Source organism: Nocardia kruczakiae NBRC 101016, from assembly GCF_001612965.1.
Lineage (GTDB): Bacteria > Actinomycetota > Actinomycetes > Mycobacteriales > Mycobacteriaceae > Nocardia > Nocardia kruczakiae.
This window is the reverse complement of sequence record NZ_BDBL01000013.1, coordinates 19,567-32,173: the sequence shown is the minus strand read 5'-3', so window position 1 is coordinate 32,173 and position 12,607 is coordinate 19,567. Positions and strand designations below refer to the sequence as shown.

Genomic DNA, 12,607 nt, shown 5'->3' with positions numbered 1-12,607 from the left:
TGGAGGGTCCAAAAGTGGGGTGAATCTCTTCCATCTCCGATCACGGTCAATAGCGTGGGCGCCATCGGTCACATGCCCAGGACCGCAGAGAGACGAGTGCGTCGCCGAGAGCAGCCGGTGGCCTCTGAACGCGAGACCGGAGGAAATTCGTGTCGGATATTGCAATTGTGGGTATCGGCTGTCGATTCGCGGGCGGAATCGACTCGCCCGAGACATTCTGGGACTTCGTGGTCGACAAGCGCGACGGCGTCGTCGAGATGCCGGCGGATCGATGGGACTACCGCAGGTATTACGATCCCGAACCCCGCACCCCGGGCCGCAGCTACACCAAGCGCGGCGCCTTCATGACCGCCGACCCGTGGCAGTTCGACCCCGACTTCTTCGGCATCTCTCCGCGCGAGGCGACGGTGCTGGATCCGCAGCAACGCCTCATGCTGGAGGTGACGTGGGAGGCGCTCGACGACGCCGGGATGGCCGGCCGCGCGGCCGGTTCCTCGGTCGGGGTGTACGTCGGCGGATTCGTGGTCGACCAGTCCGTGATCGGCGTGGTGGGGCCGGCCCTGTTCCACACCGATATGCACACCCCGGCGAGCGCGTCCTACACGATGCTGTCGAATCGAATCGCCTACGCGCTCAATCTGGTCGGGCCCGCGATCACCGTCGACACCGCCTGCTCGTCGTCGCTGGTCGCGTTCCATCTGGCCTGCCAGGCCCTGGACAACGACGACTGCCGGGTGGCCCTGGCGGGCGGCGTGAACGTGATGCTGCAGCCGGAAACCTTCGTGCTGATGTGCAAGGGCGGGTTCCTCGCCGCCGACGGTCGCTGCAAATCCTTCGACGCCTCCGCCGACGGATACGGCCGCGGCGAGGGCGCCGGCATGGTGGTGCTGAAGAAGCTCGACGACGCCGTGCGGGACGGCGACCGCATCTACGCGGTGGTCAAGGCCACCGGCTCGAATCAGGACGGGCGCACCACCGCCATCACGGTGCCGAATGTCGATTCCCAGGAGGCGCTGGCCCGTACCGTCTGCGAACGCTCGGGCCTGGCGCCGCAGTCGATCACCTACCTCGAGGCACACGGCACCGGAACCCTCGTCGGCGACCCGGTCGAATTGCGTGCGCTCGGAAAGGTTTTCGGTGCTCCCACCGGACGCACCGAGTCGGTCGGCGTGGGGTCGGTGAAGGCGACGATCGGCCATACCGAGGCCGCCGCCGGAGTCGCCAGCGTGATCAAGGCCGCACTCGCCATCAAGCACCGCACCCTGCCCCCGCAGGGCTGGCTGGACAAGCAGAATCCCGACATCCCCTTCGAGGAACTGGGCCTGCACGTGCAGACCGAGGCGCAACCGCTGCCCGCCGACGCCGGCCCGATGTCGGTGGCGGTCAACGGTTTCGGCTACGGCGGAACCAACGCGCACGCGATTCTGCAGGAGTACGTCGGTCCCGCGCCGGCGCCCGCCGGACCGCACCGGCATCTCGGCATTCTGCCCATCTCGGCGCGCAGCACCGCCGCGGCCCGCGCGCTGGCCGGACGATTCGCCGATCTGATCACGGCGGGCGCCGACCCCGATCATCTCGCCGAGGCGGCGTGGACGCGGATGGCGCACCACGCGTTCCGCACCGGCGTGCTGATCGGTGACTCCACCGAGGAGCTGGTGCGAGAGCTGCGCGGCTACGCGGCGGGCGAGGGGCGCGATGCCTCGCGCACCATCGTCTCGCGCGCGCCCGAACCGGTGTTCGTGTTCTCCGGAATGGGCCCCCAGCACTGGCGTATGGGGCGGGAACTGCTCGCCGCGGGTGGCGTGTTCGCCGACACCGCGGCCGAGATCGATGCCGAGTTCCAGGCGCTGGCGGGCTGGTCGATCGTCGAGGAACTGCGCAAGCCCGAGGACGAATCCCGGGTCACCGGTACCGAAGTCGCGCAACCGGCCAACTTCCTCGTCCAGGTCGGCCTCGTGCGCGAGCTGGAGCAGTACGGCATCACCCCGGCCGCCATCGTGGGCCACAGCGTGGGCGAGGTGTCGGCGGCGTATGTGAGCGGCATGCTGTCGCTGCGCGACGCCGTGCGAGTGGCCTACCATCGCGCCCGCCTGCAGGCGACCACCGCCGGCACCGGCGGCATGCTCGCGGTGGGACTGCCGAAGGACAAGGCCCTCGAACTGATCGGCGACGATCCGGGTATCGACATCGCCGCGGTCAACAGTCCCAGCGCCGTCACCCTCTCCGGCGATGTCGAACGCCTGGACCTGCTGGCCGAAAAGCTCACCGAGGAGGGCGTTTTCGCTCGTCGTCTGCGAGTCGAGGTGCCCTACCACAGCCGCCTGATGGAACCGATCGAAGGCGAATTGCGTTCGGTGCTCGCCGATCTCGAGCCGAGGACGCCGACCGTGCCGCTGTATTCGACGGTGACCGGTATGCGGGTCTCCGAGGCCGATTGGGACGCGTCCTACTGGTGGTCGAATGTGCGGCAGCCGGTCCGGTTCTTCGATGCCGTCGGCGCCCTGGTCGGCGCGGGCCACCGGATCTTCCTCGAGGTCGGCCCGCATCCGGTGCTCTCGGGCAATATTCGCGAAGCCCTGCTCGGCGCGGATGTGCAGGGGACGACGGTGCCGACGCTGGACCGCGAACAATCCGACACCGACAGTCTGCGCCGCACCCTGATCGGCCTGCACGCCGCGGGCGTCCTCGGCCGCGATCTGCTGTTCCCGCCCGATCGCCCGGCCACCCCGCATCTGCCGCTGCCGCGCTACCCGTGGCAGCGCACCCGCCTGCACTCCGCACTGCCGTTGTTCGAACAGGCCCGGCTCGGCACGCCCGGCGGCTACGCCATGCTCGGCGATCCCGATGTCGAAGGCCGGCCGGAATGGCTGCTGCAGGTCGGCACCGAATTGCTGCCGTGGCTGTCGGATCACGTGGTGAACGGCATCAAGATCATGCCCGGTGCCGCGTATCTGGACGCGGCGCTGAGTGCCACCAAGTCGCGGATCGGCTCGGAACAGGTTGCGCTGGAAGGCGTTCGGTTCGTCGCGCCGCTGATCATGGGCGCCCCGGATGTACCGCTGGTCGCGCTGAGTATCGAGGAGGCCAGCGGCCGGTTCCTGATCCGGTCCCGCAGTGCCACCGGCACCGCGTGGACGGTGCACGCCTCCGGGCGCACCCTCACCGGCAGCCACGAGCAGACCACGGTCGCCGTTCCGGAGATCGAGGTCGGCATCGACGTCGACCCCGCGATGTTCTACACCGGCCTGGCCGCGGCCGGTCTGCAGTACGGGCCGTCGTTCCGGCGGGTCACCTCGGTGCGCGTCGGCCGCGATGTGGTGGTGGCCACCGTCGACGGCGCGATCGCCGCGGATTCCGGTCATCTGGCGCATCCGGCGGTCGTCGATGCCGCCATGCAGTGTGCGGCCATGTTGTTCGCCGACGAACGCATCGACGAGGGCGTGATGGTTCCGGTCGGCGTCGGCGCGGTGCGGTTGCTCGCGGCGCTGCCCGAGACGGTCACGGTGGTCGCCCGGCGCGATCTCAACGCGCGGCTGCGTGCCGATGTGGATCTGCTCGACGCCGACCACAAATTGGTCGTCCGCCTGTCCGGCCTGCAGATCGGCGCGCTGCGGCCCGGCGACGATCCGCTGCACCGGATGGCCGACTTCTACTACACCGAGACCTTCGAGGAACGCGATCCGATCGACCCGGCCGCGCTGGCCGAAGCCGGCTCGGCGAGTACCGTGGTGGTCCGGGTGGGCGAGACCGACCGGGCCGGCCGGTTGGTGGCCGCACTGGCGGATTCTCGTCTGCACGTGGTGGATTCGACCGGCCCGGAATTGGAGTCCGAGCTCGTCGAGCAGTTGCGCGCGGCCCGCGACGAACCGGCTCGGCGGTTGCACATCTGTGTGGTGGCCGGTGCGGTCGCCGACGACGTGGCCGACTTGTGGACGCTCAAGCGCATCGCGGTGGCGATCGCCGACTTCGTCGAACCGCCCAGCGAAAACGGCACGCCGCAAACGATTTTCGGTGACGGCCTCGTGCACTGCACGCTGGTCACCGAATCCGCTTTCGCCCTGCCCGGCACTCCCGTCCCGCCCGATACCGGACAGGCCGCGCTGGCGGGTGCCCGGCGCGTGCTGCTCAACGAGCAGACCGCCCTGCGCTGGCGGCTCGTCGACGTCGAACCCGACACACCGATCACCGATCTCGTGGCGGAGTTGGCGGTCCCCGGCGCCTTCTCCCTCGACAATAGCGACGAGGTGCTGCTGCGCGACGGTAAACGCTGGGCGACGGTGATCACCAAACCGCTGCCCGAACGCCTGGAAGCCTTGGAAACCTCGGCGCCGCTGACCGATCCGGAGGCCAACTTCGAACTCGACATGCCGCGTACCCGGCTGCTGTCGGCACTGGCGTGGCGGGAATGCCCGCGGGTGGCACCGGGCCACGGCGAGATCGAGATCCGCATGCAGGTCATCGGGTTGAACTACAAGGATCCGCTGAAGGTCATCGGGCTGCTGGGCGAACGTGAGCTCGCACCGACGTATTTCGGCACCGTGCCCGGTATGGAGGGCGTCGGCACCGTGGTGCGGATCGGCCCGGGCGTGGAGGGCGTGAAAGAGGGCGATCTGGTCGGTGTGGCCGCCAAGGGCATGATGCGCCGCTTCGCGGTCGTGGACCGGCAACTCGCGGTCGTCCTGCCCGAGGGCACCGATCCCGGGCACTGCACCAGCATCATCGCCTTCGGCACCGCCGAATACGCCCTGCTGGATCTGGCCCGGCTGGAACCGGGGGAGACGGTGCTCGTGCACGGCGCGGCCGGTGGTGTCGGCACCGCCGCGATCCAGGTCGCCAAGGCTCGCGGCGCCACCATCATCGGCACCGCCAGCACCCCGGAGCGGCGCGCACACGTGCTGGCGATGGGGGCGGACTACGCGGTGAATTCACGCTCGCTGAACTTCGTCGACGAGGTCGCCGCGATCACCGGTGGCGCCGGTGCGGATGTGATCGTCAGCAGCGCACCCGGTGAGATTCTGCGTCAGAACTTCAACGCCGCAGCCGAATTCGGCCGCATCGTCGAGGTCGGCAAGGCCGACATCTACACCGGCGGGCTGCTGGAACTGGCCAACTTCGACAAGAACCTGTCGTACTTCTCGATGGATCTGGACCGCCTCGTCAAGGTGAAGCCACAGCGGCTCGCGGCGCTGCTGCAACGAGTGTTCGAGAAGGTCACCGAGGGCACCTACCGCCCCCTGCCGTATCACATGTTCGACACCGCCGAGGTGAGCAAGGCGTTCGAGGAGACGCTGCGCTCGTCGCGGCCGGCGCGTATCGCGCTGCGCATGGACGCACCCGAACCGCCGGTGCGCCCGTATCTGCCCGATGTCGAAATCAGCGATACCGCAACGTATCTGATCACCGGCGGCTTCGGTGGTTTCGGTCTGGCGATCGGCCGGTGGCTGACCTTGCGCGGTGCGCGGCGGCTGGTGCTGGCCGGGCGGCGGGGCGCGACCACGGAGGAGGCGCGTCGTCAGCTCGAGGCGTGGCGCGCGATCGGGATCGAGATCGTCGAGGAACTGCTCGACGTGACCGACCCCGGCGCGGTCGCCGATGCCGTCGCCCGCATCCACACCGCCGACCGTCCGCTGCGCGCGGTGTTCCACGCCGCGGGCGCGGTCGCGGACAACAACCTCGCCAAGATGGAACTCGGCCAGCTCGAACAGGTCTATCTGCCGAAGGTGCTGGGCGCGCAGATCGTGCACCGGGCCGTCGCCGAGGCGGGCATCGACCTCGACATGTTCGTGCTGTGCTCCTCGGGCGGCTCGATGTACGGCATCTACGGCCAATACAGTTACTGCGCGGCCAATGTCGCGGTCGAATCGCTGGCGCTGCGCTGGGCGGCCGCGGGGGAGCGGGCGTTGTGCGTGGGCTGGGGTCACCTCTCCGGTGCCGGCGGTATGGCGGCGAACGAGACCTCCGAGAAATATCTCGACCTGGTCGGATTCGGCCCGATCGATATGGGCGACGCCACCGCCTACCTGGAGCAGACCCTGCGCCTGGGCGCGACGCGGGTCGCGGTCATCCCGACCGACTGGGCCAAGCTCACCGGAACCTTCCCGCAGCTGGCCCGCACGGGTCGCACCGCCGCACTGGCCCGCGCCTCGGCAAAGGACACCTCCGAGCTGGCCCGGCTGCGCGAGGAGCTGGCCGCGATGGAGGAATCCAAGCGCGGACCGCATATCGCCCGGCTCATGGCCGGCGAACTGGCCGTCGTCATGGGCGTGGACGTCGACACCATCGATATGACGATCCCGGTGCCCGAACTGGGCCTGGATTCGCTGATGGCGGTCGAACTCGGCGCCCGGGTCACCAAGACACTCGGCATCGACCTGATGTCGCTGCAGATGGGCCGCTCGTTCAGCCTGGAACAGGCCGGGCCGAAGGTCGCCGAACTGATCCTGGCGCACGAACCCGGTGGCGCCCAACCGGATCCGGCGGCCCTGGCCGCGGCGGTGGACGGTACCACTGCGAACGGTTCCCAGCCCGCGGCCGAGTCGAACGGTCACGACGCCCCGGCCGGTGCGGTCGCGGAGATGGCGGGAGTCAGCTGATGGCCCACCTTTTCGCTGTCCGCCGGTGGAAGTGAGAGTGTAACCGTGGTCGATTTCGGACTCATCGACGAATGGTCACCGCCGCCGGGGCGGATGATCACCTGGGTCGCGTCACCGGAAGCGGTGGCGCGGGCCCGGACCGCCCCGGTGCATCCGGCGCCACCGTCGCTGCAACAGGAACAGTATCTGCGCCAAGCGGATCGGCACGCCGCCGCCGATTTCCGGTTCTCCGGACTGTGCCTGGCCACCGCGCAGATCCCGACCGGTGGCCTGGACCGCGAGGCGATGACGCGGATCGTCAACACCTTCCTGTTGCGGCACGACACCTTCCGGACCTGGTTCGACATCGGCGCCGACGGCACCGTGCGGCGGCATCTGGTGCCCGAGGACGTGGTGGACTTCGTTCCGATCGACTACGGCTGGATCGACGATCCGGCCGCGATCCGTCAGCACGTCGAGAAGACGACTCCCGATCCGTTCCAGTGGGATTGCTTCACCTTCGGCGCCATCGAACACGGTGACGCGACCACCGTCTACCTCGCCGTCGACCACCTGCACACCGACGGTCTCGGGCAGTACCTGTCCGCGTCCGATTTCGCACAGCTGTATCTGTCCGAACTGAGTGGCGAGGCCGAACCGCTGCCACCGGCGGCCAGCTATCTGGACTACTGCGTCACCGAGCGCGCCTACAGCGATCTGCTGACGCTGTCCTCGCCGGGCGTGCAGAAGTGGTTACAGTTGTTGCGCGGCAACGACAATCGGCTGCCGTCGTTTCCACTGGACCTCGGCAGACGCTCCGACGGCTACCACCGCAGCGCCCACCGCACCGTCACCCTGCTCGACGAACAGCAGGCATCGGCCTTCGAAGAGATCTGCCGGGCCAACGACGCGGAATTCGTGGGCGGCGTCTTCGCGGCCGCGGCCCTGGCCGAACGAGATCTCACCGATTCCGACTACTACTTCGGCATGACGCCGGTGAGTACCAGAACCTCTGCGGCGGAGGGTAATTCGGTCGGCTGGTACGTGACGCTGGTGCCGGTGGCCTTCCCGCTGGGCCCCGGCACCCCCGTCGCCCGCACCCTGAAACTGGCCCAGCGCGCCTACGAGAACGGGCTCCGCCTGGCGCCCACCTCGTTCCATCGGGTGCTGGAACTACTGCCCGCCGACTCGGAGATCAAGGCCGAACCCGGCTGGGTCACACCGATGATTTCGTTCATCGATGCCCGCGACTTCCTCGGCCACGAATTCTTCGACGAGGTGACGGCCGGTGTCTACGCCAACCGCGCCGCGTCGGAGGAGGCCCTGATCTGGGTCAACCGGCTGCCGTCGGCGACGACGCTGAGCGTCATCTACCCCGACACCGCGGTCGCCCACGACTCGGTCGAGCGCTACATCGCGGCCATGCGGACGGTTTTCGCGTCGATCATCCATCGCGGCGCGGAAACGAACTGAACTACAGGAGGTTTCGTGGTGTCGCAAGGCCCCGTGCCCATGCTCTTTCGCGACCCCGGCATACCCGACGGTGAAAAATGCCGGTACACGGTCGGAACCGACGGCCGCAGTTCGGGTTTCGAACTGACCAGCGTCGTCACCCACGAGAACGGCGGCTACCGGACGCTGCTCGAGGCGTCCAGCGGCGACGGGGAACTGGAACTGACCATCGACCAGCGTTTCGGCCGGGTCGGCGGATTCCTGCGCGCCGAGGACTACCGCGCCGAAACCCGCTCCCGCGGTGTGGTCGTCTCCCGCGAGGAAGCGCATTTCATCGACACCGTCCACCTACCGATCGGCGGAGCACCCGCCCCGTTCCCGACCGACATCATGCCGATCGTCGGCGGCATGACCCTGCTGCGCGGCCTCGACCTCACCGAGGGGGCGGCGCAGTCGATCGATACGTGGCTGGCCTTCTCCGTTCATTGGCCCCTGGTCGCCCGCGTGGACAAACGCGCGGTCGTGGCAGCCGGCGCGGGCGAGATCGAATGCCGCCAGGTGCGCCTGCGGCCGAGCTTCGGGCAGGTGAACATGTTGCTGGACAAGATGATCGGGGGATTGCTGCCTCCGTTCGTGGCGCATATCGAGGTGGAACCACCACATCGGCTGGTGCGCTTGAGTTTCCCGACCGAACTGGCGTTGTCGGCGCCGCGCAGCGTGATCGAGTTGGCCGGATGACGCGAATCACCGGGAGCGGAAGCAAACTTGATTTCGTCGGCGAGCCGGCGAAGGCCGGTGAACCCGAACATGGTGTCCTGCTTCCCGACTCGTCGCCCTCCGAATCGGCGGCTTGGCTGGCCTTCGCCGGCTGTCTGATCGCGGTGTTCATGCAGATGATCGATGTGACGATCGTGAACACAGCGCTGCCGAGAATGACCTCCGAACTCGGCGCCTCCCGTTCGGCGGAACTGCTGGTGATTTCGGGCTATTCACTCGCCTTCGCCTGCACGCTGCTCAGTGCCGCCCGCCTCGGCGCCGTCGTCGGTCGTCGCGCCATGTTCCTCACCTCGGTGGTGGCGTTCACGGCGGCATCGGTCTGGTGCGGATTGTGCACGGGTGCAACCGAATTGGTAGTGGCCCGGGTAGTTCAGGGTGCGGCGGGCGCGGGCATGGCAGCTCAAACCATCGCCATTCTGATCGCCAGCTTCCCTCGTGAACGCCACTCCCTGGTCTTCGCCATGTACGGTGGCGTCGCCGGTTTCGCCGGCATGCTCGGGCCCATTCTCGGCGGCGCCCTGCTGACCCTCGACATCGGCGGCTGGGGTTGGCGCACGGTCTTTTTGATCAACCTTCCCATCGGCATGGTCGCCTTCGCCCTCGCCTGGCGCTACCTGCGCATAGGCCGCCCGCCGTCGCCCGAGCGCCTCGACCTGGGCGGCGCGGCGCTGTCCGGAGTCGGCCTACTCCTGGTCGTCTATGCCCTGGCCCTGGTCCAGCAACACGGCTGGCAAGCCCAGCCGATCGCCCTCGGCCTGGCCGGAGTGGTGGTGTGTGCCCTGTTCGTGGCCCACCAGATCAGGCGTTCGTCCCGCGGAGCCAGCCCTTTGATGCGCCTGGATCTGTTCTCCGACAGAGGCTTCCGTATCGGCTCCATCCTGGTCTGCCTCTTCTTCGGTCTGTTCACCGCGTTCGTCTTCGCCGCCTCCATCACCATGCAGGACGTCCTCGGCTACACGCCGTGGCACACCGCGATCGTCATGACGCTGTTCGCCCTGGGCGCCGGTGCCGGAGCGATCGCCTCCCTGTTCCTGGTCCGCCAGTGGGGAATCCTGATCCTGGCCGCAGGCGTCACCCTCTACGGCGGCTGCATGGGCGGCGGCGCCATCTACCTGCACCTGACCAGCGGCATCGCCAACCCTTTCATCGCCGCTCCCGCCGTCTGCGCAGCCGGCTTCGGAGTAGGGATCTTCGCCGTTCAAATCCAGCCCATCATGCTGGCGGGCCTGAACGCCGACCACATGTCGGAGACATCGGGCGTGGTCCCGACCATCGAACAGATCGGCAACGCACTGGGTTTGGCGGTTCTGACCACCCTGTTCTTCCGCTCCCACACCCTCGACGGCGCGCTCACCATGATGGTGGCACTGGCCGTGGTGTCCTTCGGATTGGGGGCGCTGACGTTGGCTTTGCCGCGAGCACAGCGCATGAACTGAGATTCCTGGCGTGCGTGTCGATCGCGGTATACGGCGGCACACCGTGATGTCGGCTCGAACCGAGGCTTGCGGTCGTTGCCTGATGTTGCCTGAGGAGTGGCTGTCGGCCCGCGAGCCACTGCCCGCATGGGCGCTGGAGCGACGCGGCGCCGGCGAACATCCATCACCCGGAGTCGTGCGCTAGCGTTCCGCCCGCGAAATCCACCGGGCACGAACTGACATCGGCTACGTCTCGCACACCCGGCATGGGTGGGATGCCGCGCGAGGTGGTTCCGGCGTCGAGGCTGCCGCAGCGGAGGCCGGTGCTGGGTCCACGCCGCTCGAGGACACGAGGTGGTGTGCCGTCGCAGATCCACCGAAGTTTGCTGGTCCGGGGGTATCTTTCGGAAGTCGGTGCGGTGTCGGCCGCTGCCGACATGCGCCCTTTGTGTGCCGGATTTGCCGGGACTGTTCCACTTCTGCACGACCTTCGGTTCGAGTACAACTCCGACAGGGCGGATGTGTTGTCGTGAAATGTCTGCGGAGCGCCACGGTCACGCTGGCGATCGGGTGCGCGGTGGCGTTGGGGCCGGTCGCCGCGCTCGCCGACCAGCCGTCGCCTACCCCGGCACCGTCCACCACCGGCCCGACACCTCCGTCTGCATCGGGCCCCGGGGAGCCGTCCATCCCTGAGCGGGCTATTCCTTCAGCGCCCGGTCCAGCCGAGCCGCCCGGAACCGATAGTGCCGCGCCTTCCGCATCGGGCCCGATTGCGCCGTCAACCTCCGACCGGCCTGCGCAGTCCGGGTCGAGTCCTGCTGCGCCGTCGGTCTCCGATCGACCTGCACCGTCGGCGTCCAGCCCCGCTGCGCCGTCGGCGGCTGATCCGGGCGCTGCCTCCTCCGAGCCGAATCCTCCTGCCGCCCACCATGATCCGGGTCCATCGGCGTTTCAGAAATGGCTCGACGACACCATTCCCGCGCCGACGTCGGTGCTGCCAGGGATCGGGTCTGCTGCTTCCGATCCCGGCGACGCGTCGGATCCGCAGGCGCTGTGGAAGGCGATTCAATCCAGTCCGACCGGGGATCCGTTCTTCGACGAGGCCCCGGCGGATCTCGCGCATTACGCACCCGGTGACGTCATCGAATCGCGGGATGTCAGCTGGCCGGGGGTGCCGATGGTCTTCCTGACGGTGCTCACACCGGTTCAGCGGGCGATCCAGGTGAAATTCCGGACCACGAACTCCGCCGGCGCGCCCTCCTTCGGAACCGCGACGCTGCTGTTGCCCTTCGGCCGCTGGACCGGGCCGGGGAGCCGCCCGGTGTTGCTGAACGCGCCGCCGATCAACGCGCTCAACCGGCGCTGCGCTCCCGGCTACGTGTTCTCCCACGGATTCGACATCACCACCGGCGGCACCGGCAACGATTTCGTCCCGTCACCGACGATGTGGGCGGCGAGCCGGAACTACGCGGTGGTGATCCCGGACCACGAGGGCCCCTTGATGGCCTATGCCGAGCCGACCGTGGCCGGCCACATCATGCTCGACACCGTGCGTGCGGTACGCCACCTGATGCCGGACGAGTTCGGCGAGAGCCGTTTCGCGATGACCGGCTACTCCGGCGGTGCCATCGCCAGCTACGCCGCCGCGATGCTCGCACACGAATACGCGCCGGAACTGACACCCCACCTGGCCGGAGCCGCGATGGGCGGCCTGCCCATCGACTACGAATCCTTCGCGAAGACCTTCGACGGCACCTACGCCTCGGGCCTGATGCTGACCGTCACGCTCGCGCTGGCCCGCGAACACCCCGAACTCCTCAGCCGCATGAACCATCTGGCGCAATGGGCGGCCATTTCCCCGCTCGAGGACGTGTGCAGTTCGACCATGGCGGACATCGGAGTGTTCGTGCCCTACGCGGCCGTGGCGAATATGGCCGACCCGCTTCACACCGAATTCGCCGACATGATGTTCCGGCGATTGAGCCTGAAGGGCCGGAAGGCCGGTATGCCGATCTATATCTACAACGGCGTGCACGATCCCTGGATGCCGGTCGCCAAGGCGGAGGCGTTCTATGCCGAACAGTGTGCTCTGGGAGTTCCGGCCACGAAGAGCATCGTGGGCGGGGAACATATCCTGGGCTACTTCGACGGCTTTCTCGGGTCTACGCAGTGGCTGGGCGAACGGTTGTCCGGTGTCCCGGCGCCGAACGCCTGCGAAGTGGCGCCACACGCGGATGCCGCATCGGAGCCGAGCACTTCGAGCAGTGCATCCAGCGACGTCCCCGAGACCGAGAAACCCTCCGCAGCACCCGAACGGCGAAAGACTGCACCGCCGGGTCGATCCGCCGGTCCGAAGCAGGATCGCTGACAACCGTAAGCGATCCGAGTTTT

General features: G+C 68.2%; 5 protein-coding genes. All 5 read left to right on the top strand.

Annotated elements, in window-relative coordinates:
* Nucleotides 1–149 precede the first annotated feature (149 nt).
* The 5 genes from NK1_RS10830 to NK1_RS10805 all read left to right on the top strand — a co-directional run bounded on the left by NK1_RS10830 (nucleotide 150) and on the right by NK1_RS10805 (nucleotide 12,584).
* The gene (locus NK1_RS10830; protein ID WP_084460764.1) at nucleotides 150–6,593 is read left to right on the top strand and encodes a type I polyketide synthase; all 6,444 of its coding nucleotides are present in this window, start codon (nucleotides 150–152) and stop codon (nucleotides 6,591–6,593) included.
* A 45-nt stretch (nucleotides 6,594–6,638) separates the two neighbouring features.
* A complete protein-coding gene (locus NK1_RS10825; protein ID WP_063008390.1) occupies nucleotides 6,639–8,045 on the top strand; it encodes a condensation domain-containing protein in 1,407 nt (468 codons plus the stop codon).
* Between the two features lie 15 nt (nucleotides 8,046–8,060).
* The gene (locus NK1_RS10820) at nucleotides 8,061–8,762 is read left to right on the top strand and encodes a hypothetical protein (RefSeq protein WP_245660433.1); all 702 of its coding nucleotides are present in this window, start codon (nucleotides 8,061–8,063) and stop codon (nucleotides 8,760–8,762) included.
* A complete protein-coding gene (locus NK1_RS10815; protein WP_084460763.1) occupies nucleotides 8,759–10,237 on the top strand; it encodes an MFS transporter in 1,479 nt (492 codons plus the stop codon). The genes NK1_RS10820 and NK1_RS10815 overlap by 4 nt, the downstream gene beginning before the upstream one ends.
* A 970-nt stretch (nucleotides 10,238–11,207) precedes the next feature.
* A complete protein-coding gene (locus tag NK1_RS10805) occupies nucleotides 11,208–12,584 on the top strand; it encodes a lipase family protein (protein ID WP_063008387.1) in 1,377 nt (458 codons plus the stop codon).
* The last annotated feature ends 23 nt before the right edge of the window (nucleotides 12,585–12,607 follow it).